This window comes from Micromonospora sagamiensis, from assembly GCF_014680085.1.
Lineage (GTDB): Bacteria > Actinomycetota > Actinomycetes > Mycobacteriales > Micromonosporaceae > Micromonospora > Micromonospora inyonensis.
In genome coordinates this window covers 3,888,384-3,909,775 of record NZ_AP023438.1, presented here as the reverse complement: position 1 = coordinate 3,909,775, position 21,392 = coordinate 3,888,384, and the positions used below count along the sequence as shown (strand labels likewise).

19 protein-coding genes are annotated in these 21,392 nt (G+C 73.6%); 7 read left to right on the top strand and 12 right to left on the bottom strand.

The genetic code is table 11. From position 1 onward, the window contains the following. Positions 1–6: 6 nt before the first annotated feature. Positions 7–312 carry a hypothetical protein gene (locus IGA62_RS17285; RefSeq protein WP_091457225.1) on the bottom strand — a complete coding sequence of 102 codons (306 nt, stop codon included), beginning with the start codon at positions 310–312 and terminating at the stop codon, positions 7–9. Positions 313–633: 321 nt separating this feature from the next. On the opposite strand from IGA62_RS17285, the gene IGA62_RS17280 reads away from it, so the two are divergent. From IGA62_RS17280 to IGA62_RS17260, 5 genes are all read left to right on the top strand, one after another. Next, on the top strand, positions 634–942 hold the full coding sequence (locus IGA62_RS17280; RefSeq protein ID WP_091457222.1) for a WXG100 family type VII secretion target: 309 nt from the start codon (positions 634–636) through the stop codon (positions 940–942). 25 nt (positions 943–967) lie between these two features. Then, complete coding sequence (locus tag IGA62_RS17275) at positions 968–1,246, top strand: WXG100 family type VII secretion target (RefSeq protein WP_091457218.1); 279 nt, start codon at positions 968–970, stop codon at positions 1,244–1,246. A gap of 80 nt (positions 1,247–1,326) precedes the next feature. Then, on the top strand, positions 1,327–2,751 hold the full coding sequence (locus IGA62_RS17270; protein WP_198501078.1) for a S8 family serine peptidase: 1,425 nt from the start codon (positions 1,327–1,329) through the stop codon (positions 2,749–2,751). A gap of 48 nt (positions 2,752–2,799) precedes the next feature. After that, a complete protein-coding gene (locus IGA62_RS17265; protein ID WP_091457214.1) occupies positions 2,800–3,360 on the top strand; it encodes a hypothetical protein in 561 nt (186 codons plus the stop codon). A gap of 16 nt (positions 3,361–3,376) precedes the next feature. Then, positions 3,377–4,678 (top strand): WXG100 family type VII secretion target, encoded by a 1,302-nt coding sequence (locus IGA62_RS17260; protein WP_145819913.1) that lies wholly within the window; start codon positions 3,377–3,379, stop codon positions 4,676–4,678. Positions 4,679–4,802: 124 nt separating this feature from the next. On the opposite strand, the gene mycP (IGA62_RS17255) is transcribed toward IGA62_RS17260, so the two are convergent. After that, positions 4,803–6,068: a type VII secretion-associated serine protease mycosin gene (gene mycP / locus IGA62_RS17255; RefSeq protein ID WP_269780451.1), complete on the bottom strand. Its 1,266-nt coding sequence runs from the start codon at positions 6,066–6,068 to the stop codon at positions 4,803–4,805. A 134-nt stretch (positions 6,069–6,202) separates the two neighbouring features. Here mycP (IGA62_RS17255) and mycP (IGA62_RS17250) point away from each other — a divergent pair, with 134 nt between their 5' ends. Beyond that, entirely contained in the window at positions 6,203–7,357 is a 1,155-nt protein-coding gene (gene mycP, locus IGA62_RS17250) for a type VII secretion-associated serine protease mycosin (protein WP_145819915.1), read from the top strand. Positions 7,358–7,533: 176 nt separating this feature from the next. Here mycP (IGA62_RS17250) and IGA62_RS17245 read toward each other — a convergent pair whose 3' ends face one another. From IGA62_RS17245 to eno, 6 genes are all read right to left on the bottom strand, one after another. Then, on the bottom strand, positions 7,534–8,472 hold the full coding sequence (locus IGA62_RS17245) for a Ppx/GppA phosphatase family protein (protein WP_145822171.1): 939 nt from the start codon (positions 8,470–8,472) through the stop codon (positions 7,534–7,536). Between the two features lie 22 nt (positions 8,473–8,494). Then, positions 8,495–9,862, bottom strand: a complete 1,368-nt coding sequence (locus IGA62_RS17240; protein ID WP_186500038.1) for a hypothetical protein — start codon at positions 9,860–9,862, stop codon at positions 8,495–8,497. Positions 9,863–9,974: 112 nt separating this feature from the next. Continuing rightward, positions 9,975–10,487 carry an amino-acid N-acetyltransferase gene (locus IGA62_RS17235; protein WP_145819917.1) on the bottom strand — a complete coding sequence of 171 codons (513 nt, stop codon included), beginning with the start codon at positions 10,485–10,487 and terminating at the stop codon, positions 9,975–9,977. Next, positions 10,484–11,041, bottom strand: a complete 558-nt coding sequence (locus IGA62_RS17230; protein WP_145822172.1) for a DUF501 domain-containing protein — start codon at positions 11,039–11,041, stop codon at positions 10,484–10,486. The genes IGA62_RS17235 and IGA62_RS17230 overlap by 4 nt, the downstream gene beginning before the upstream one ends. Before the next feature lie 160 nt (positions 11,042–11,201). Continuing rightward, on the bottom strand, positions 11,202–11,837 hold the full coding sequence (locus IGA62_RS17225; protein ID WP_145822173.1) for an FtsB family cell division protein: 636 nt from the start codon (positions 11,835–11,837) through the stop codon (positions 11,202–11,204). Positions 11,838–11,872: 35 nt separating this feature from the next. Next, a complete protein-coding gene (gene eno / locus IGA62_RS17220; protein WP_145819919.1) occupies positions 11,873–13,156 on the bottom strand; it encodes a phosphopyruvate hydratase in 1,284 nt (427 codons plus the stop codon). A gap of 218 nt (positions 13,157–13,374) precedes the next feature. On the opposite strand from eno, the gene IGA62_RS17215 reads away from it, so the two are divergent. Next, a complete protein-coding gene (locus IGA62_RS17215) occupies positions 13,375–14,067 on the top strand; it encodes a hypothetical protein (protein WP_145819921.1) in 693 nt (230 codons plus the stop codon). Between the two features lie 127 nt (positions 14,068–14,194). Here IGA62_RS17215 and IGA62_RS17210 read toward each other — a convergent pair whose 3' ends face one another. The 4 genes from IGA62_RS17210 to mfd all read right to left on the bottom strand — a co-directional run bounded on the left by IGA62_RS17210 (position 14,195) and on the right by mfd (position 21,371). Next, positions 14,195–15,808 (bottom strand): DUF885 domain-containing protein, encoded by a 1,614-nt coding sequence (locus IGA62_RS17210; RefSeq protein ID WP_145819923.1) that lies wholly within the window; start codon positions 15,806–15,808, stop codon positions 14,195–14,197. Between the two features lie 76 nt (positions 15,809–15,884). Then, the gene (locus IGA62_RS17205; RefSeq protein WP_091457173.1) at positions 15,885–16,862 is read right to left on the bottom strand and encodes a nucleoside triphosphate pyrophosphohydrolase; all 978 of its coding nucleotides are present in this window, start codon (positions 16,860–16,862) and stop codon (positions 15,885–15,887) included. A gap of 94 nt (positions 16,863–16,956) precedes the next feature. Continuing rightward, positions 16,957–17,682, bottom strand: a complete 726-nt coding sequence (locus IGA62_RS17200; RefSeq protein WP_145819925.1) for a hypothetical protein — start codon at positions 17,680–17,682, stop codon at positions 16,957–16,959. Positions 17,683–17,687: 5 nt separating this feature from the next. After that, positions 17,688–21,371 carry a transcription-repair coupling factor gene (gene mfd, locus IGA62_RS17195; RefSeq protein WP_145819927.1) on the bottom strand — a complete coding sequence of 1,228 codons (3,684 nt, stop codon included), beginning with the start codon at positions 21,369–21,371 and terminating at the stop codon, positions 17,688–17,690. Positions 21,372–21,392 lie beyond the last annotated feature (21 nt).

The window sequence follows — 21,392 nt, the reverse complement described above, 5'->3', positions numbered from 1 at the left end:
GCCCCGTCACGTGGTCACGACCGTGTTCGCGTTCTCGGCCCTGATCCAGGTGTCCCGGGCCGTCGCCAGCTCGTCGAGGTAGTCGTCGACGGTCTCGCGGATCTCGTTCAGCGCCGTCGAGGCCTTCTCCCGGGCGTCGCCGTACGCCATGGCGAGCGGAATGCCGATGACGCCGAAGTGCGGGAAACCGATCTCGGTGTCCGCGAGCTTCGCCTTGATCGCGTCGACACCGTTCGGACCGGAGAGGGCGTTCCTGCGCATGTGCTCCCGGATCGCCTCGATCGCTTCGGACGAGATGTGCTTGCTGGTCATCCGGGGTCGCTCCTTCGTCGACGGCCTGCGGGCGGCACGGGGCGAACTGTAGCAAAGACGCTCCTCGACGCCTTCCCCGTGACCTGCGGACGATGGTCGTCCCCTGATCTCCGCCCCGAATGGACACGCACGGTCCGGGCCCGGTCACCGAGCGACCAACCCGGCTCCCGACCGTCGTGAACAGGTGCGTTCCGGGCTACACCGCGTGGACTCCGTGGGTTACCGTCTGGGCGGAAGTGTCCGTCGGTGGGGTGTGACCGCTCTACCGCGGGGGGAGTCGCGGCGCGTCAAGCCGCCACAGAAGACGGAAGGGTGTGAAGCATGGCGTTCGAGGTCGAAGCTGCGACCCTGCATACCGCCGCGAGTGACGTGCGCTCCACGCGCAGCGAGGTCGACGGTGAGCTGAAGAAGCTGTGGAACGTCGTCGACGACCTGGCCATGGCCTGGAAGGGCGGGGCGTCGACGGGTTTCCAGCAGCTGATGCAGCGGTGGAACGAGGACACCAGCAAGCTGCTGACGGCGATGGACAACATCGCCGACCTGCTCGACAAGTCGGGCACCACGCACCAGGTGAACGACGAAGAGCAGCAGCAGATGCTGGACAAGTTCCACGCTGCCCTCAACCCGTGACCAGGCGACCGCAGAGGGGTACATCGTGACGATCAAGGTTGACTACGCGGTCCTCGAGGCCAGCAACGCGCAGATGCAGACCATCTCGCGAACCATCGACGAGAAGCTGGACACGCTCCGGCAGATGCTCAGCAAGCTCCAGTGGGACGGTGAGGACCGGGTCTCCTACGAGCAGCACCAGACCCAGTGGGACACCGCCGTCCGGGATATCAACAAGATCCTGAACGACATCGGCGGGGCGGTGGGCATCGCCCGCGAGAACTACGTGTCCACCGAGATGAGCAACTCGAAGATGTGGCACTGAGATAATCGCCAGCGCGGCTCCGGTCCGGTCCGACCGGCCGGAGCCGCACTGTGTCGGGTGGTCGGCGTCCGGGGAGAACGATGCGTTGGAGAGACGGCGTCCGCGCGGGCCGGCGGGCCGCAGCGGGGCTGCTGGCCGTACTGGTCGCCACCGGCACCGGTGTGCTGGCCACTCCCCCGGCGGCTCGCGCCGAGACCGTCCGCGGGCACCAGTGGTACCTGGACACCCTGCGGATCCCCCAGGCGCACAAACTCAGCAAGGGCAGCGGCGTCACCGTCGCGGTTGTCGACGGTGGGGTGGACGCCTCCCACCCGGACCTGCGCGGCCAGGTCCTGCCGGGCCACGGGATCGGCGGCGACGCCGCCGGCGACGGCCGCCGGGACGCCAACCGGATCGGGCACGGTACCGGCATGGCGGGCCTGATCGCCGGCCGCGGCGGGGGCACCGACCGCCTCCTGGGCATCGCCCCGGCGGCGAAGATCCTGCCGGTGTCCATCGGGGCGCGGTTCGATCCGGGCGAGCTGCCCACGGCGATCCGCTGGGCGGTGGACAACGGCGCGGACGTCGTCAACCTGTCCCTCGGCACCCCCGGCCGACCCGACCGCGCCGAACTCGACGCGATCCGGTACGCCCTGGACAAGGACGTCGTCGTGGTCGCCTCGGCCGGCAACCGGGAGCAGGGTGACACGGCCGTCACGTCACCGGCCAACATCCCCGGCGTCGTCGCGGTCTCCGGTCTCGCCCGCAGCGGTGTGCACTTCGACGGATCGGTCCGGGGTGCCGAGGTGGTGCTGGCCGCCCCGCAGGAGCGGATCATCAGCCCCCGCCCGTACGCGGTCTCGAAGAACGGCTACGGCCTGACCAGTGGCACCAGCGACTCCGCCGCCATCGTCTCCGGGGTGGCCGCGCTGGTGCGGTCCCGCTACCCGGATCTCGACGCGGCCAATGTGGTCAACCGGTTGATCCGGACCGCCGAGGACGAGGGCCGGCCGGGCCGGGACGACCTCTACGGCTTCGGTGCCGTGGACCCGGTGGCCGCGCTCAGTGGCACGGTGCCGGCGGTACGCGGCAACCCGCTGGTGGCACCGGCGGCGGCCGACCCGGCGGAAGCACCCACCGACGAGGCGGACGAGCGGGGCATCTACGGCTTCGGCGTGACGAACAAGGCCGGCGCGGCGCTCCAGGTCGGCCTCTGCCTGGCGGTGGTCGTCGGCGTGATCGTCCTCATCGTGCTGGCCCGCCGGTCCGCGCGGCGACGGACCGATGCCGGTCCACCCGGCCTCCCGCCGCCCGCTGGCTGGCCGCCGCCCGGTCCTCCGCCGCCCGGTGGTTGGCCACCGCCCGGCCCGGCGTGGCACCCGCCGTCCGGCCAGCACCCGGGGTACCCGCCGGCGCCCCCCACCGCCCACCCGCACGCCGCGCCGGTGCCCGGTTCGGCTCAGCCGCCCGCCGGGCCGGTGCCCCCGGTCCAGGCCGCACCACCGCGCACCGACGTGGACCGCTAGCGTCCACGGCCGAGCGGGACGACACGACAGCCAACGGGGAGGACACGGATGACTGACAGAACTTCACAGCCGGATCAGGTCGAGGTGGACACCCCGCGAATCCCGCTGTCGCCGACCCTTCCGGTCAGCATCAACGGCTTCGGCATGGACAACGTCAACCGCGCCGAGACGCCGTCGGACCTGGTCGCCGGCCCGAACGAGGCCGGCGTCAAGACCGAGTGGGACGCGTCCAGCCTGGACGGCGCGATCCGGTGGCTGGAGTCGCACGCCTCCTACCTGCGCCGGCTCTACCACGGCATGGCCGACATCCAGGACCTGATGGGTGGCGCCGGCGCGGCCGCCGCCACGGGCATGCCGTCCGGCGTGAGCGGGGTCCAGAAGAGCCCGCTGGGAGGTTTCACCTGGGCGGGCCGGTTGACCCAGAAGCACGCCAACCTCTACACCGGCACCGAGTCGGGAGTGCTCGACCTGGCCAACCGGCTGGAGGACGCGGTCGAGGTGCTGCGGAAGGTCAAGGAGAACTACCAGACGGCGGAGCGGGCCAACGAGATGACCGCCGAGCAGATCAGACAGATCTTCGCGGACGCCGCCTCCGGCGGCGAGAGCTAGGGCGGGAGCGGGCCTGATGGGTGTCAGTTGGGAAGAGATGTGCCAGCAGGTCGTCATCGACGGCCGGCCCGGTGACGTGGCCAGCGCCGCCCTCGGGTGGACGGAACTGCTGAAGAACCTGCGCAGCGTCAAGGAGAGCCTGGAGAAGAACACCGCGGACCTGGGGGCGGTCTGGAAGGGACCGGCGTTCGACGCGTTCAAGACGCACATCGACGGGGTCGCCAAGACCACCGGGCAACTGATCGACGACGCCGAGGAGGGCGACGGCATCGTCCACTCCCTGAACGCCGCCGCGGACCGGCTGACCGAGGCGCAGCGGGAGTTCCCGATCCCGGCTTCGTGCGTCAACGACGTGCTGGAGGCCCGCAACGGGCACCTCACCATCGGCGTCGGCTTCTTCGAGGCGAAGGTGGCCCCGGACTTCCTCGGCCTGCTGGATCCGATCGCCGGGCTGGCCGACTGGCTCAACGACCGCACCGACGAGGCCGCCCAGGTCTACGAGCGGGTCAACAACCAGTACCAGGGCCAGGCCGGCACGATGCCGGGCGAGACGAGCGCGCTCCCGACCCAGCAGAACCCCAACCTGGAGACCCCGAACCTGAACACCGGCGGCGGTGGAGGGGGCACGGGTTCGGTGCCGTCGCTGCCCGGCGGCCCCGGCACGGGCCGGCCGCCCGGCACGCCGGATGTGCCGTCGACGACCAACCCCGACCTGTCCACGCCCAACCCGGACCTCGACCGGGATCCCGACCACAACCTGCCCGACACGACCACGCCCGGCCTCGACACCTCCCCGCCCGGCACGGTCGACGTCGACGAGGAGCAGTACGGTTCCGGGCTGGCCAGCGCCGGCCCGACGACCGGTGTCGGTGGTGGAGGTCTGCCGAGCACGGCCGGCCTGGGCAGCGGGGGCGGTCTCGGCGGCGGGGCCGGCTCGGGGTCGGTTCCCGGTGGCGGCGCGCTCGGCCGTCCCGTCGCGACGATGATGCCGCCGATGATGGGTGGCGGTGCCGCTGGCGCCGGCAAGGGCGGCGGCCGGGGCGCCGGCGGAAAGCTCGGTGCGGGCGGTCGCCTGGGCGCGGGCATGGCGCCCGGCATGCTCGGCGGGGCCGGTGGCGCGGGTGGCCGGGGCGCCGGCGGAGGCCGGGGTACCGGTGCGACGGCCACCGGGGCGCGGGGCGCTGGAGGCCGGGGTGGCCTGGTCGGCGGTGCCGGTGCCGGCTACGGCGAGGACGAGGCCACCCGGAGCACCTGGCTCGACGAGGACGAGGACGTCTGGGGCGCGGACGGCGACAGCCTGCCGGGCATCCTGCGCTGAGGTGGTAGCAGGGGTCCCTTGTTACCGCATTCTGCGGAGCAGGGGGCCCCTGCAAACACCCGGGCGGTAGAGCGGAAGGCGCCCGGAGGTGGCGGTTGGGCAGGCTGCGCGTGGGGTGCCGGGATCAGGGCATCGTCGGTTCGGGGGCCACGTCGTCCGGCGCTTCCAGTGGCCTCCGGCCGGGCCGCCAGCCCCGCCGCCGTCCCAACCGGACGACCGGCCGGGAGACCAGCAGGACGACGGCGAGGAGCACGCCGATCGCGGCAGCCCAGATCGCCACGACCCGTTCCCGCGCCCACGGGTCGGTCACCGGCGTCGGTTCGGCCATCGCCCCCAGCGGCGGATCGCTGCGCGTGCCGAGCAGGTTGCTGACCGCCCGGTACGGGTTGACCACTCCGTGCCCAACCTGGTCGTTGCGACCCTCCGGCGGGGCGTCCGCGGTACGGGCCAGCCGGCTGGCGATCTGCGCCGGGCTGAGTTCGGGGTGCGCCGCGCGGACCAGTGCCGCCACCCCGGAGACGTACGCTGCCGCGAAACTGGTGCCGCCCTCGGGCTCGGTGAGCCACCCGCTACCGCCGGGTGCCGGGGCGACGATGTTGTGCCCGGGCGCGGCGATGTCGACGTAGTCGCCGCTGATCGAGGTGCCGACGTGACCCCCCTGCTCGTCGACGCCGGCGACGGCGATCACCCCGGGATAGCCGGCCGGGTAGGCGGGCTGCTCCCGTTGCTGCTGCTGGTTGCCGGCGGCGGCGACCACCACGACGTCGTTGTCCAGGGCGTACTCGACGGCGGCGGCCAGTTGCGGGGTGGGCAGGGTCTCCAGCGACAGGTTGATGACCTCGGCGTCGTTGTCGACCGCGTACCGGATGGCCTGGGCGATCTGGCCGGGCAGGCTCTCGTCGTTGGTGCGCCGGGTGTCCGGCAACACGCGCAGCGGCAGAATCCGGGCGGACGGCGCGATGCCGGTGAAGGGCGTCCCGGCCTCCGCCCGGCCGGCGATGATGCCCGCCACCATGGTCCCGTGGCCGGCCAGGTCGCACTGCCCGTCGTGCTGCGGCAGGCCGCTGAAGTCGCGGCCGTCACGGACCCGTCCCCGCAGGGCCGGATGGGTGGCCGAGACACCGGAGTCGATGACGGCGACCAGGACGCCGCTGCCACGGGTCATCCGCCAGGCTGCCGACGGTTCCAACCGCCGTAGCGGCCACGGCGTCGCCGTGGGCGCGCGTTCGCCGGACGGGCCGCACTTGGGCGCGGCGCGACCCGGAGTCGGGGGTACGACGAGGGTCGCCAGCAGCGCGACCACGGCACCGCAGAGCACCGCCCGCCACCGGGCCGGTCCTCGCGTGGCACCCGCCCGGAGCGGGCGGCGGTTCCCGGAGCGTCCGTGCACGGGAGCCAGGTTACCGAGGTGGCCCCCGGGCCGGGCGGTCGGGCGGGCGGGGCACGCGTCGGGGGCGGAGCGATCCGGTCACCGTCCGATAGGGTCACCGGCGACCAGGCGTGCCGATCGATGAGGAGAGACGAATGAGTGCGCGGCTGTCGGCCCTGTGCCGGAGAGTCCTGGCTGTCGCGGCCGGGCTCGCGCTGACCGCCGTCGGGACGCCGGTGCCCGCCGGGGCCGCGGTGCCCCCGCTGGAGCGGCAGTGGCACCTGGACGCGCTGCGGGTCGGCGAGGCACACCGGATCTCCACCGGTGAGGGCGTCACCGTCGCGGTCATCGACACCGGGGTGTACGCGGAACACCCCGACCTGGCCGGCCGGGTCCTCGACGGCACGCGACTGATCGGCCGGGACGACAAGGGCAAGGTCGACGAACGCAACCACGGGACCGGGGTGGCCGGGCTGATCGCCGCGCGGGGCGGCGGCCGCGGTCGCGCCCTGGGCATCGCCCCGGGGGCGAGGATCCTGCCGGTGACCGTCGCGACGAACACCTTCGCCGGCAGCAACCTGCCGGAGGGCATCCGGTACGCGGTCGACCACGGCGCGACGGTCGTCAACATCTCCAACGGCGGCCCCACGACCAGCTCCGCCCTCACCGACGCGGTGCGGTACGCGCAGTCGAAGGACGTCGTGGTGGTCGCCGCCGCGGGCAACGCCGAGCAGGGTGACACCGGGGTGCTCTATCCGGCGCGACTTCCCGGGGTGATCGCGGTCGGCGCCACCGGCCGGGACGGCGAGCCGTGGTCGGGCGGGACCCGGGGCGAGCAGATCGCCATCACCGCCCCCGGGGTGGACGTCTCCACCACCGCCGGCCGGTGGTCGGATCTGACCGAGGGCGGCTACGTCACCGTGGACGGTACGAGCGCGGCGGCGCCGCTGGTGGCCGGGGCGGCGGCGCTGATCCGGGCGCGCTATCCCGAGGCAAGCGCGGCGGAGGTGGTCAACCGGCTCGTGTCCACCGCCCGGGACGCCGGGCCGCCCGGCCGGGACGACCGGTACGGCTTCGGTGGGCTCGACCTGGTCCGAGCACTGACCGCCGACGTGCCCCCGGTCGACGCGAACCCGCTGGGTGCGGTGCCGGCGGCAGCTTCGGAGGAGACCACGGCGCAGGAGAGCGGCGGCCTCGACCTCGGGCCGCTCGTCCCGGTCGTGATCGGGCTGCTGGTGGTGGCGGCCCTGGTGGTGCTGGTCGTCGTGCTGCTGGTGATCCGCCGGAGCAACCGTCCAACCAGCCACTAGGCGAACGGCCCGATCGGACACGACCGCACGGGATCGGGTCCACTTCGCTCGACCCCGGTGCAACGGTTGACGAACGCCGCCGGGAGCTGCCGACGCCGACGGGCCCCGTTCCCCTTCCGCAAATCCACACAGACCCCGCCCGGGATGCCCGGATTCGCCCGACAGGTCGGAAGCCTCTAGCAACCGGGCAGCATGCTCCAGGCGATGCCGTCGAGGATGTCGTGCTCGCTGGCGACCAGCGCGGACATCCCGGCGCGTTCCATGATCACGCGGAGCACCAGAGCGCCGGCCCCGATCACGTCCGCCCGGCCCGGGTGCATCACCGGGATCTCCAGCCGCTGGGCGCGCGTCCTGCCGAGCAGGTCGGCGGTCACCCCGGCCACCGTCTCGTACGACACCCGGGCGTGGTGGATCCGCTCCGGGGCGTACTCGTGCAGGCCCTCGGCGATGGCGACCACGGTGGTGACCGAACCGGCGAGCCCGACCAGGGTGGCGGCCCGCCGCCCCGGCACGACGGTGAGCGCGCGGTCCACCGCCGCCGCGACGTCCGCCTCGGCGGCGGCCACCTCCGCCGGGGTCGGCGGGTCGCCGTGCAGGTGCCGCTCGGTCATCCGGACGCAGCCGATGTCCACCGAGATCGCCGCCTCGACGCCGTCCTCACGGGTGCCGAGGACGAACTCGGTGGATCCGCCACCGATGTCGACCACCAGATACGGCGCTTCGGCGTCGGTCGGCAGCCCACGCACGGCGCCGGTGAAGGAGAGCCGGGCCTCCTCGTCGCCGGTGACCACCTCCGGTGCGACGCCGAGGGTCCGTTCCACCATGGCCCGGAAGTCGGCGGCGTTCGAGGCGTCCCGGGAGGCGGAGGTGGCGCACATCCGCACCCGGTCCACGCCCTGCTTCTCGATCTCCGCCGCGTACCCGGCCAGCGCGACGCGGGTCCGCTCGATCGCCTCGGGGGCGAGCCGGCCGGTCTGGTCCACCCCCTGACCGAGCCGGACGATCTCGAGCCGCCGGGTGATGTCGGTCAGGGGTGCCGTCGGGCCGGCCGAAGCGTCCGGCAGGTCGGCGATCAGGAGTCGGATCGAGTTGGTGCCGCAGTCGATGGCCGCCACGCGCGTCGTCACGGCAGCAACCCTACGGCAGCGGCCGGGCCGGTGCCGGCGGCCCGGCCGGGGTGGGCGGCGGGTTCGGCGGCGGGCCGGCCCCGGCAGCCGGCGTACCGGTCCGGGTGGGTGGCGGGCCGGCCACGGCGGCCGGCGTGCCGGTCCGTCGGCGTCGCCACCGGAGCAGCAGGGCCGGCAGCCACGGCACGACGCCCACCGCGACCAGCAGGGACAGCAGCGGCAGCCGCCACCAGAGCGGGACACCGGCCGGCAGCGACGGTTGGGACGTGGTGTCGGGCACCCACGGGCGGGCGGTCTTGGCCCAGGCCATGAATGCGTCCCCGATCGGCATCGCCCCGAGGGCGTACCGCTTCGTCCACGGCGTCTGCACCGGCACCCCGGCCAGCTCGCCGTAGTTCGCCAGCGCCCCGGCCAGTCGGTGGTCGCCGTGCCGCTGGGCCGCCCCGAGGGTGACCACGGTGGCCGAAAGGCTCACCCCGAGCAGCAGCGGACCCGAGTCGACGTCCCCCGGGCCGTCCAGCCCCTCCGGGTACTCCCGCACCGCCGGGCCCAGCCCGAGTGGCGTGGCCAGGTAGCGGTCCCGGAACGCGCGGTACTGCTGCCGGGCGAAGATCGGGTCGATCTCGGGCAGGAACCGGTGGATGACGCTCTGCGAGGTGCCCCGGGCCACCTCGGCCGGAGCGCCGGTGACCGGGTCGACCCGATGCGGCATCAGTCCGGTACGCGGGTCCAGCCGCTGCCGGACCCCGTCGAGCCACCGGTCGGTGGTGCCCTGGAAGCGGGGCGGCAGCAGCGTGTCGTGCAGCCGTAGCGAGGCCACCGCCACGGTGGAGTCCACCGGCCACGCCTGCTGCGGATAGGCGGCCAGGTACGGCGTGGTCGACGCGTCGAAGGCCGCGCCGAGCGCGGCGGACGTCTCGGCGAAGCGGCGCACCTCGGCCGGGTCGCGACGGTCCGCCGGGCGCAGGGCGAGCACCCCGCCGCGCAGCCAGTTCGTCCAGCCCTGGTGGAACACCCCGTACGGCGGGGTGAGCGCCGGGTCGAACGGGGCCACCCCGGCGGGCGACTCCAGCCGGGCCAACGCCCAGCGGGCCTCCCGCGACGACTCCTCCCGGCGCGCGGGCTCGCGCATGCCCAGCTCCACCCGGGCGAGTCCGTAGAGGACGTGCGCGAAGAAGTACCCCTCGGGGAAGAGCGTCTGGGCGTCCTCGCCCGCGCCGTCGTCGAGGGCGGCCCGCAGGAAGGCCAGTTGCCGGGCCACTCCGGGCGGCTCGCCACCCGCAGCGGTGGCCGGCGCGACCAGGCGGACCACCCCGACCAGGGCGACCAGGCTCACCAGTGCCCCGACCAGCCCGGCCAGCCGACGAAGGACGATCATGCGGACCAGAGTGCCTGTGCTGGTCAAGCGCTGGGGTGTTTGCAGGGGACCCCTGCTCGACAAAATGCGGTAACAGGGGACCCCTGCAAACACCCAAGGCGGTCAGAGGCGGTCAGAGGCGCAGCAGCATCCGGGTGTTGCCGAGGGTGTTCGGCTTGACCCGTTCCAGGTCGAGGAACTCCGCCACACCCTCGTCGTACGAGCGCAGCAGCTGCTCGTAGACCGGCTGCGGGACCGGCGCGCCGTCGATCGCCTCGAACCCGAACGAGCCGAAGAACCGGGTCTCGAAGGTCAGCACGAAGATCCGTCCCACGCCCAGCTCGCGGGCTCCGTCGATCAGGTCGGCGACGATCCGGTGGCCGAGCTGCCGGCCCCGGCATGCCGGGTCCACCGCGACCGTCCGGATCTCGGCCAGGTCCTCCCACATCACGTGCAGCGCGCCGCAGCCCACCACGGTGCCGTCGACGACCCGTTCGGCGACCCGGAACTCCTGCACGTCCTCGTAGAGGGTGACGGTGGCCTTGCTGAGCAGCCGCCGATCGTCGGTGTACGTGTCCACCAGGCGGCGGATGCCCCGCACGTCCGACGTACGCGCCCGCCGGACGGCGAACTCCTCGCTGCTCATTCGTCCGCCGGCACGTCCACGCACGGCCCGGCGGCCCACCACCGTTCCACCAGCGCCAACGTCTCGTCGCCGAACGGGTTCACCCCCGGCCCCGCGCCGAGCGCGTGCCCGAGGTGCACGTGCAGGCACTTCACCCGTCCCGGCATGCCCCCGGCGGAGATGCCGGCGATCTCCGGCACCTGGCCGATCGCCTCCCGCCGGGCGAGGTAGTCCTCGTGGGCGGCCCGGTAGCGGGCGGCCAGCTCCGGGTCGGTGGCGAGCCGCTCGGCCATCTCCTTCATCAGCCCGGCCGACTCCAGCCGGCTGCACGCCACCGTGGCCCGGGGACAGGTCAGGTAGAACAGGGTCGGGAACGGGGTGCCGTCGGCGAGCCGGGGGGTGGTCTCCACCACGTCGGGCAGGCCGCACGGGCAGCGGTGGGCCACCGCGCGGGTGCCCCGGGGCGGGCGTCCGAGCTGGGCGGCCACCGCCGCCAGGTCGGCCTCGGTCGCCGGCTCCCGCTTCGGCGGGGGTACGGAGTCCGCCGCCGGCTCCGGCGGGGGTACGAGTGTCACGGTCGTCATCTCTCGTCGGTGCTGTTCGGTCGTCCGGGCGACCAGGTCGAGGCCGGGCCCGGTGTCGTGGGTCGCACGCCCGGCGTCCCGGGGTCACCCGTCCGGGCGTTCGGCGGTTTCCGGGGGCTCGCCCCGTCCGGTGGTCGGGTCCATCCCGGGCTCACTTGTCGGGGCGCTCGGCGTTGGCCGCCTCGATGCTCGACCAGAGGGTGTCGTACCACGGGTCGTCGCTGCGCGGACGCTCGGACCGGGGCGGCAGCGGACCGGTCCCCTGGTCGGCCGGGGCCTGGCCCTTCAGCACCACCACCAGCGTCTCGCCGGGGCGGCCCATGAAGAACCGCTCCCGGGCCTGGGTCTCGATGTAGGCCGGGTCCTGCCACTTGGCCGCCTCGACGGAGAGCTCCTCGATCAGCTCCCGCTGGGCGGCCTGGGCCGCCTCCATCCGCTCGATGTCGGCCTGCTGGTCGAGGTAGACCCGGACCGGGTAGGTGTAGCCGAGGGCGAGCGCGATGAGCACCGCGAAGAGCACGGTGGCCCGCCCGGTGAAGCGTCGGGGACGGGGTGCGGTGAGCCGCTTGACGGTGCCACCGGCGGCCTTCCGGCGGGCCGCCGCGGGGCGGCTCGCGGAGCGTACGCCCTCGGCACCCCGGGCGGCGCCCGGAGCGCGACCGGCGGTGCCGCGCGACTCGGCGCGGACGCCATCCCGGCTGGTGGTCCGCACGCGGGCCCCACCGGGCCGGCCGGGATGACCCGGCCGGCGGACGGGGCGCCCGCCCGGTGTGCGGCGCGGCTGCATCGTCGTCACACCCCTCCCCGACGCATCAGCGCCCGTCAGGCGGAACGGTAGCGCGGGAAGGCACCCGCACCGGCGTACCGCGCCGCGTCCGCCAGCTCCTCCTCGATCCGGAGGAGCTGGTTGTACTTGGCGACCCGGTCCGAGCGGGCCGGGGCGCCGGTCTTGATCTGGCCGCAGCCGGTGGCCACCGCCAGGTCGGCGATGGTGGTGTCCTCGGTCTCGCCGGAGCGGTGGCTCATCATGCACTTGAAACCGGCCCGGTGGGCCAGGTCGACCGCGTCGAGGGTCTCGGTGAGCGAGCCGATCTGGTTGACCTTGACGAGCACCGCGTTCGCGGCCTTCTCGGCGATGCCCCGGGCGATGCGCTGCGGGTTGGTGACGAACAGGTCGTCGCCGACGATCTGGACCCGGTCGCCGAGCGCGGCGGTCAGGGTGGCCCAGCCGCTCCAGTCGTCCTCGGCCAGCGGGTCCTCGATCGACACGATCGGGTAGTCGCCGGCGAGCTTGGCGTAGTAGTTGCTCATCTCCTCGGCGCTCTTCGGCGAGCCCTCGAAGGTGTAGGTGCCGTTGTCGAAGAACTCCGTCGCGGCCACGTCCAGGGCGAAGACGATGTCGGTGCCGAGCCGGTAGCCGGCCTTCTCGACCGCCTCGGCGATCAGGTCCAGCGCGGCGGCGTTGGTGGGCAGGTTCGGCGCGAAGCCGCCCTCGTCGCCGAGGCCGGTGGAGAGGCCCTGCTTCTTCAGCACGGACTTGAGCGCGTGGTAGACCTCCGCGCCCGAGCGCACCGCCTCACGGAAGCTGGGTGCCCCGATCGGGGCGATCATGAACTCCTGGACGTCGACGTTCGAGTCGGCGTGCGCGCCACCGTTGAGGATGTTCATCATCGGCACCGGCAGCAGGTGCGCGTTCGGGCCGCCCAGGTAGCGGAAGAGGCTCAGCTCGGCGCTGCCGGCCGCGGCCTTGGCCACCGCGAGCGAGACGCCGAGGATGGCGTTCGCGCCCAGCTCGGACTTGTTGTCCGTGCCGTCGATGTCGAGCATCTTCTGGTCGATCAGCCGCTGCTCGCTGGCCTCGTAGCCGACGAGCTGGTCGACGATCTTGTCCTCGATGTTCGCGACCGCCTTCTCGACACCCTTGCCCAGGTAGCGGTCGGAGTCACCGTCGCGCAGTTCGATCGCCTCGAAAGCGCCGGTGGAGGCGCCGGAGGGCACCGCGGCGCGGGCCACCGTGCCGTCGTCCAGGCCGACCTCGACCTCGACGGTCGGGTTGCCCCGCGAGTCGAGAATCTCCCGGGCGACGATTCCCTCGATGGTTGCCACTGAGTCGCTCCTCGTTGTTCGTGTGAGAGTGTCCGGTCCGGTAGGGCCGCGACGGTGCGGCTGAGGCAGACGTTGAACGCAGCGTATCGGGCGACGCTCGTGGGCACCGCGTCGCCCGTGTACCACCGGTGGCGGTTCCGACGGACATTCCCGGATTCTCACGGCTCAACCGGCAACCGGTTTGCGATCGGTGGACCCGATCGGCAAGGCTGAGCATCATGCCCGCCGCCTCGACTGTTCTTCGCGTGCTCGCCGTACCGGTCATCGCGTCGCTCACCGTCACGGGTTGCCAGGCCCTCGACGACACCGGACGCGTGATCGGCCGGGGCGACCTCGTCAACGAACTGGCCGCCCGGCTGGACAGCGCACACGAGTTGACCTACTCCGCCGAGTACCAGCTTCCCGGCGGTCGCACCGTGTCGATCGCCCAGTCCCAGGACCCGGTCCGCACCGCCTACACGTACCCCGGTGGCAAGATCAGCGTCAACGCCGAGTCCCTCGCCACCTGCCAGACCACCGGCAAGCCGGTGTGCACGCTCACCCTGCCGCCGACCCCGGCCAGCCGTCCCTCGGTCGCCGTCTTCACCGAGGCCGAGCGGCAGGGCATGGTCACCCCGCCGGCGGTCATGGGGCTGCTGACCACCGCCGCCCTCGACCCGGACGCGGTGATCGAGCAGAGCGACACCACGCTGGCCGGGCACCCGGCCACCTGCGTCGACGTCCGCTCCGCCGAGGTGTCCCCGTTCACCGCCTGCGTCACCAGCGACGGTGTGCTCGGCAGTTTCACCGGCGCGGTCGACGGCAAGCCGACCGAGCTGGCGCTGAGCAGCATCCGCGACTCCGTCGACGGCGCCGCCTTCGACCTGCCGCCCGGCGCGGGCGTGGTCGACCGCCGCCCCGCCAAGAGCTGACCCCGCGCCGCCAAGAGCCGACGCCGTCCCGCCGGGGCTCGATGTCGGGTGGCTGCAGGGGACCCCTGTTCGACAAAAAGCGGTAGGAAGGGCCCCCTGCAACCACCTCGGCGGTACGGCGTGCGCCTCACACCCCGAGCAGGGTGCGCAGGTGGCGCGGGGGCGGGCAGTCGTGGGCGAGCATCGCGTCGTGCCACCGCCGTACCGGCCCCTGCGCCGGACGGGCCGCGCCGATCTCCGCGATCTCGGCGTAGCCGACGAAGTACGTCGAGAGCTGCGTCGAGGTGAGCAGCGCCCGCCGCCACTTGCCGGCCGCCTCCCCTTCCTCCTGGAAGCCCCGGCCGGTCATCAGCGCCATCGCCTCGGCCTCGGGCAGTTCCTCGCAGTGTGTCAACTGGTCGAGCAGCGCGTTGATGGTCATCCGCAGCTGCATCTTGAGCTGCTGCAGGCGCACCGGCAGGCCACCGAAGCCGGCGGTGGCCATCAGCTCCTCGGCGTAGACCGCCCAGCCCTCGACGAACGGCCCGGAGCGGGCCAGTGCCCTTACCCGGGTGGTGCCGGCGTACCGCCGCGCGTGGGCGAGCTGGAGGAAGTGTCCGGGCATCGCCTCGTGCACGGTCAGGTTGCGGATCATGTGGTCGTTGTACTCGCGGTAGAACGACGCCACCCGGTGCGCCGGCCAGTCCGCCGGGGTCGGCGCGATGCAGTAGAACGTGGGCAGGTCCGCTGTCTCCAGCCCGCCGGGCGAGTCGCAGTACGCCACCGCCACGCCCCGGGCGAACTCGGGCATCTCCTGGATCACGCACGGGTCGTCGACCAGGGAGACCAGGTCGTGCGCCCGGACGAAGTCGGTGGCCTCGTCGAGGGTGACCGAGGCCAGGTCGACGATGGTGTGGTCGTCCGGGTGCTCGGCGGCGAGCAGGTCCAGCGCCCGGCGTACCGTCTCGTCGTCGGCCGGACCGCCGACCAGCTCGACGGCCGCCGCGCGGATCTCCTCGGTCACCCGCTCCAGGTTGGCCCAGGCACGGCGCAGCACCTCGGCGGCGGGCAGCTCGGTGTCCAGGGTGTGCCAGAGCCGGGCCTCCCAGCGACGGCGGCCGAGCCGGGGGTCCGGGCCGGGTCCGTCGTCGGCGGCCAGCCCGGCCCGCAGCCAGTCGGCGAACTCCTCCAGCGCGGCGACCGCCGCCCGCGCCGCCGGCTCCACCCGGTCGCCGAGCGCCGGGGCCTGCGCCAGCAGCGCGGGCACCTCGTGGCGCACCAGCGCCGCCGTACCGGTGAACTGCCCGACCGCCGTCTCGGCGTGGATGCGCGGCATGTCGCGCAGCGTGGCGCGCGCGGTAGCCAGGGCGTCGGGTACGGCCGCCAGCCGCCCGGCCAGGTGGGTCAGCCGCACCTCGACCGGGGCGTACGGGCGGGACAGCAGGGCGTGCAGCAGCAGGCCGGGGTTGTGCCGCAGCGGGTCCCACTCGTGCGTCCGGATCTCGGTCGACTCGAAGAGTTCCCGGTCGACCAGGGCGGTGAGCAGGGCGTGGTCGACCGACTCCTCGACCGGGAGGGAGTCCGCGTCCACCTCGGCGAGCGCGTGCGCCGCCTCCCGCAGCATCGCCCGGTCGGCGGCGACGGCGTCGGCGGACCAGTCGGGCAGCCGGTCGTCGTAGCGGTGGTCCCCCGCTGCGGAGGCCAGCTCCGGACGACTCTCCAGCAACGCGTCGACGATCCGTTCGGCCCGCTCGGTGAACATCCCCCGACCCTAGCCGCCCCACCACCCGGCCGCTGCCGCACGTGGTGTCGCCCGGGGGCCTCGGGGATGGTGCCGGTCAGGAAGCGGGGGGTTCGGCGGCGCGGATGGTGGCGGCGTGGGCGAGGGTGGCGCGGCGGAGGGCGGCCTCCGGGTCCAGGCCGGCGGCGCGGGCCTCGGCGACGATCCGCAGCAGCTCCGCGCCGAGGCGGGTCTCCGGGTCGGCGTTCTCGGCCGGCTCGCCGGGCGGCACGGCCAGGCCGATCCGGCCGGCGCGCTCCAGGATCTTGGCGGCCAGGGCGAGGGCCGGCTGGCTCATGGCGATGCCGTCCAGCACCGAGTCCCGGGCCTTCTCGGCCCGCTTGATCCGCTCCCAGCTGGCGGTGATCTCCTCCAGGGTGCCCGCCTCGGCCCCGGCGAAGACGTGCGGGTTGCGGCGGATCATCTTGTCGACCAGGCCACCGGCCACGTCGTCGATGCTCCACCGCTCGCCGTCGGGCAGTTCCTCCGCGAGCCGGGCGTGCAGCACCACCTGGAGCAGCACGTCACCCAGTTCCTCGCGGAGCGCGTCGGTGTCCCCCGCGACGATCGCGTCGTACGCCTCGTAGCACTCCTCCAGCAGGAAGCCGGAGAGGCTGCGGTGGGTCTGCGCCCGCTTCCACGGGTCCCCGCCGGGCGAGGCGAGCCGGTCCATCACCTCGACCGCGTCCAGCAGCCGCGCGCCCGGCGGGTCCCACGAGCCGTACATCAGCTCCAACTCGGCCAGGCCCGGCTCCCGGGCCAGGCGCAGGCCCAACTCGCGGGCGAGCGTCTCGTCGCCGGCCGGGCCGGCCAGCCAGACCACCGTGCCGTGCCGGGCCGCCGCGTCGAGCAGCGCCGGGGTGGCCGCCGCGTCGACCACGGTGACCTCGGCGCCCGCCGTCCGCAGCGCCGTGGTCGCCTCGCTCTCCGCCCCGGTCAGGACCGGATGCGCGCGTACGACGTCCCAGGCCGCGGCGGTCAACAGCCCGGCCGGCAGCCGGGGCGAGGTGACCAGCAGCACGATCCGCCCGGTCATCGGCTGCTCCGGGCGGTCGAGCGCGTTACGGCGGTCGTGCGCGTTACGGCGGTCGTGCGCGTTACGGCGGTCGTGCGCGTTGCGACGGTCATGCTCAGGCGTCGTCGGTCACCGCGTCGGAGCCGGCCTCACCCAGCGGCACGCTGACCGCCGCCACGTTGCCGGCGAAGCTGAGCACCGGGAAGGCGAGCGGACGGTAACGCGGGTTGACCGTGACGTCGTACCCCTCGACCGCCTCGGCGAGCGCGTTGCGGGTGGCCAGCGCGCTGCGCAGCTGCTGCCCGTCGAGCTGGGTCGCCGCCTGCTCGACGGTCACCTCCTCGGGGATGGCACCGGCCTTCTTGCCCGCCTTGACCAGGTCGACCATCTCCTGCTCGGTCGGCGCGACCGGCTGCCCGCTCGGCACCCCGGAGAGGCAGGTGTACAGCTCCGCCACCCGCTGCGGGTACGTCGTGTCCGTCGGGTAGCCGAGCTGCTGGCTGACCTGCTCGACCGGCACCTGGTTCTGCGGGCGGTAGCCCTTGTCGGCGGAGAGCCGCTGGCAGACCTGGCCGAGGACCAGGGTGCTGACCACCTCGCTCCGGCCGGGCAGGCGCTGCTCGGGGGCACCCGGCTGACCAGCGGGCTGGTCCGTGGCCGGCCGCTGCGGGGTCGACGCGGCGGCGTCGTCCCGCAGCTCGTCCAGGATGCGGGTCACCGCGTCCTCGGTGATCCGCTGGTCGCCGACATAGGCGGCGACCCCGGGCTCGGAACGACAACCGGAGAGGGCGACGAGGCCGACCGCCACGCTGGCGACGGCGACAAGACGGCGAGCACGCATGACGGTCACTCTCTCACGCCCCGACGCCCTGCCGCGTCCACCCCCGCCCCCACCGGGCTGGCGGAGGCGCCGGCCGGGGGGCCGAGGACGTCAGCGAGGAGCTGGGCGCACCACTCCAGGAGGGCCTGGTCGCGCAGCGGCTCGCCACCAACCCGGCGGGTGCTGGGCCTCGGGACGCTGACCTGGTCGAGGGCGGACTTGTAGACCGAGTCCGGGTGGTACCGCTTGAGCCGCAGCTGCTTGGAGTCGGGCAGCGGCAGCGGGCCGAACCGGATGTGCTTGCCCTGCATGCTGACGTCGGTCAGGCCGTAGCGGCGGGCCAGCAGCCGGAACCTCGCCACCGCGATCAGGTTCTGCACCGGGGCCGGCGGCTCGCCGTACCGGTCGGTCATCTCGGCGGCCACCTCACGCAGCCGCTCGGAGTCGCGCGCCTCGGCGAGCTTGCGGTACATCTCCAGGCGCAACCGCTCCACGCCGACGTAGTCGTGCGGCAGGTGCGCGTCGACCGGCAGGTCGATCTTGACGTCGGTCTCCTCCTCGGGACGCTCGCCCTTGAACGCCTGCACCGCCTCGCCGACCATCCGGACGTACAGGTCGAAGCCGACCCCCTCGATGTGGCCGGACTGCTCGCCGCCGAGCAGGTTGCCCGCGCCCCGGATCTCCAGGTCCTTCATCGCCACGTACATGCCCGCGCCCAGTTCGGTGTGCTGGGCGATGGTGGCCAGCCGCTCGTGGGCGTGCTCGGTCAGCGGCTTGTCCGGCGGGTAGAGGAAGTACGCGTACGCCCGCTCCCGGCCCCGGCCGACCCGGCCCCGGATCTGGTGCAGCTGGGCCAGGCCGAGCAGGTCGGCCCGCTCCACGATCAGCGTGTTCGCGTTCGGGATGTCGATGCCGGACTCCACGATCGTGGTGCAGACCAGGACGTCGAACTCCTTCTCCCAGAAGCCGACCATGACCTTCTCCAGGGCGTCCTCGCCCATCTGGCCGTGTGCCACCGCGACCCGGGCCTCGGGCACCATCTCCCGGATCCGCCGGGCCGCCTTGTCGATCGACTCAACCCGGTTGTGCAGGTAGAACACCTGACCGTCGCGGAGCAGCTCGCGGTGGATGGAGGCGGCCACCTGCCGCTCGTCGAACGCCCCGACGAAGGTGAGCACCGGGTGCCGCTCCTCCGGGGGCGTGGCGATGGTGGACATCTCCCGGATACCGGTGATCGCCATCTCCAGGGTCCGCGGGATCGGGGTGGCCGACATGCTGAGCACGTCCACCGAGGCGCGCAGCGACTTCAGGTGCTCCTTGTGCTCGACGCCGAACCGCTGCTCCTCGTCGACGATCACCAGGCCGAGGGACTTGAACCGGGTCGACGCGGAGAGCAGCCGGTGGGTGCCGATCACGATGTCGGCGCTGCCGGCGGTGACCATCTCCATGGTCCGTTCGGCCTCCTTCGGCGTCTGGAAGCGGGAGAGCTGCCGGATCTCGACCGGGAACTGGCTCATCCGCTCGGCGAAGGTGTTGTAGTGCTGCTGGGCCAGGAGCGTGGTCGGCACCAGTACGGCCACCTGCTTGCCGTCCTGCACCGCCTTGAACGCCGCCCGTACCGCGATCTCGGTCTTGCCGTAGCCGACGTCGCCGCAGATCAGCCGGTCCATCGGGACGGTCTGCTCCATGTCCCGCTTGACCTCCTCGATGGCGGCGAGCTGGTCGGGGGTCTCCTGCCAGGGGAAGGCGTCCTCCAGCTCCCGCTGCCACGGGGTGTCCGGCCCGAACGCGTGCCCCCTGGACGCCTTACGGGCGGCGTAGAGCTGGATGAGCTGCGCGGCGATCTCCTTGACCGCCTTGCGGGCGCGGGCCTTGGACTTCTGCCAGTCCGCGCCACCCATCTTGTGCAGGGCCGGCTGCTCGCCGCCGACGTACCGGGAGAGCTGGTCGAGCTGGTCGGTGGGGACGAAGAGCCGGTCGCCGGGCTGTCCGCGCTTGCTCGGGGCGTACTCGATGACGAGGTACTCCCGGCTCGCGCCGTTGACCGTCCGCTGCACCAGCTCGACGTAGCGGCCGATGCCGTGCTGCTCGTGCACGACGTGGTCGCCGGCCTTCAACTCCAGCGGGTCGATGGTGTTGCGCCGCCTACTGGGCAGCTTGCGCATGTCCCGGGTGGAGGTGCCCCGGCCACCGGTGACGTCGTCGCCGGTGAGCAGGACGAAGCGGGACGCCTCGTCGACGAAGCCCTGGCTGAGCGAGCCGCAGGTGACCAGCAGCTCGCCCGGGGCGGGGGCGGTCGGCACCTCCTCGGTGAGCCGGGCACCCAGGCCGGCGTCGCGGAGCACCTCGACGGCCCGCTGGGCGGGGCCGTGCCCTTCGAAGACCAGCGCGATCGACCAGCCCTCGCCGGCCCAGCGCTTCAGGTCGTCGACCAGCCGGGGCGTCTCGCCGTGGTAGAGCGGGGCCGGCTGCGCGGCCAGGGTCACCGCGATGGCGTCGTCGGGGGTGACGTCGGCCTCGGCCGGCTCGTCCTCCCAGGGCTGGCGCGCCGGGGCGCCGTCGGACTCGACCAGGCCGAACGGCGACAGCGTCCACCAGGGCTGGCCCAGCGCGGCGGCGGCCGAGCGTACCTCGGCCAGGGTCTTGAAGGCGGCGGCGCCGAGGTCGACCGGGGCCCGGCCCCCGACGGCGGCCGCGGCCCAGCTGGCCTGGAGGAACTCGTCGGAGGTACGCACCAGGTCGTGCGCGCGGGTGCGGATCCGCTCCGGGTCGCAGAGCAGGACGTGCGTGCCGGCCGGCATGCAGTGCAGCAGCAGTTCCATCGAGTCGGACCCGACCAGCTCCGGCGCGAGCGACTCCATCCCCTCGACCGGCATGCCCTCGGCCAGCTTGTCGAGGATCTCGGCCAGCTCGGGATGCTCGACCGCCAGGGCGGCGGCCCGCTTCCGCACCGCCGGGGTGAGCAGCAGCTCCCGGCAGGGCGGGGCCCACAGTCGCGGGGACGCCTCGATGGTGCGCTGGTCGGCGACGGCGAAGGTACGGATCTCCTCCACCTCGTCGCCCCAGAACTCGACCCGGGACGGGTGCTCGTCGGTGGGTGGGAAGACGTCGAGGATGCCACCGCGTACGGCGAACTCGCCCCGCTTGGTGACCAGGTCGACCCGCGCGTACGCCATGTCGGCGAGCCGCCGGGCGACGCCCTCCAGGTCGGCCTCCCCGCCGGGGGCGAGCTGCACCGGTTCCAGGTCGCCGAGGCCCTTGAGCTGCGGTTGCAGCAGCGACCGGACGGGCGCGACGACCACCCGCAACGGCCCGCTGCGACCGTGCGCGTCGACGGCGTCCGGGTGGGCGAGCCGGCGCAGCACCGCCAGCCGCCGGCCGACCGTGTCGGAACGGGGCGAGAGCCGCTCGTGCGGCAGCGTCTCCCAGGAGGGGAAGACCGCCACCTGGGCGGACGGGAGGAGGCTGCCCAGCGCGGCGGCCAGGTCGTCGGCCTCCCGGGTGGTGGCGGTGACGGCGAGCACCGGGCGCCCGGCCCCACCCTGCGGCCCGGCCGCGTCGGCGGCCACCGCGGCCACCGCGAACGGGCGCAGGGCCGGCGGGGCGGTGAGGTCGAGTCCGTCGGCCTGCGCGGCCCCGGAGCGCGCCAGGTCACGTGCCCGGGCCAGTCCGGGGTCGGCCAGGGCGGCGGAGAAGAGACCGGTGAGCATGTGAACCACTTCCAGTGAGTG

Bases quoted from the DNA above. Each gene is read 5' to 3' on its own strand.
- IGA62_RS17270 (WP_198501078.1), top strand. From the start codon at position 1,327: ATGCGTTGGAGAGACGGCGTCCGCGCGGGCCGGCGGGCCGCAGCGGGG.
- IGA62_RS17200 (WP_145819925.1), bottom strand. From the start codon at position 17,682: ATGCGTGCTCGCCGTCTTGTCGCCGTCGCCAGCGTGGCGGTCGGCCTC.
- mfd (WP_145819927.1), bottom strand. From the start codon at position 21,371: ATGCTCACCGGTCTCTTCTCCGCCGCCCTGGCCGACCCCGGACTGGCC.
- IGA62_RS17260 (WP_145819913.1), top strand. From the start codon at position 3,377: ATGGGTGTCAGTTGGGAAGAGATGTGCCAGCAGGTCGTCATCGACGGC.
- IGA62_RS17205 (WP_091457173.1), bottom strand. From the start codon at position 16,862: ATGACCGGGCGGATCGTGCTGCTGGTCACCTCGCCCCGGCTGCCGGCC.
- IGA62_RS17235 (WP_145819917.1), bottom strand. From the start codon at position 10,487: ATGAGCAGCGAGGAGTTCGCCGTCCGGCGGGCGCGTACGTCGGACGTG.
- IGA62_RS17280 (WP_091457222.1), top strand. From the start codon at position 634: ATGGCGTTCGAGGTCGAAGCTGCGACCCTGCATACCGCCGCGAGTGAC.
- mycP (WP_145819915.1), top strand. From the start codon at position 6,203: ATGAGTGCGCGGCTGTCGGCCCTGTGCCGGAGAGTCCTGGCTGTCGCG.
- IGA62_RS17285 (WP_091457225.1), bottom strand. From the start codon at position 312: ATGACCAGCAAGCACATCTCGTCCGAAGCGATCGAGGCGATCCGGGAG.
- IGA62_RS17240 (WP_186500038.1), bottom strand. From the start codon at position 9,862: ATGATCGTCCTTCGTCGGCTGGCCGGGCTGGTCGGGGCACTGGTGAGC.
- IGA62_RS17210 (WP_145819923.1), bottom strand. From the start codon at position 15,808: ATGTTCACCGAGCGGGCCGAACGGATCGTCGACGCGTTGCTGGAGAGT.
- IGA62_RS17225 (WP_145822173.1), bottom strand. From the start codon at position 11,837: ATGCAGCCGCGCCGCACACCGGGCGGGCGCCCCGTCCGCCGGCCGGGT.
- IGA62_RS17215 (WP_145819921.1), top strand. From the start codon at position 13,375: ATGCCCGCCGCCTCGACTGTTCTTCGCGTGCTCGCCGTACCGGTCATC.
- IGA62_RS17265 (WP_091457214.1), top strand. From the start codon at position 2,800: ATGACTGACAGAACTTCACAGCCGGATCAGGTCGAGGTGGACACCCCG.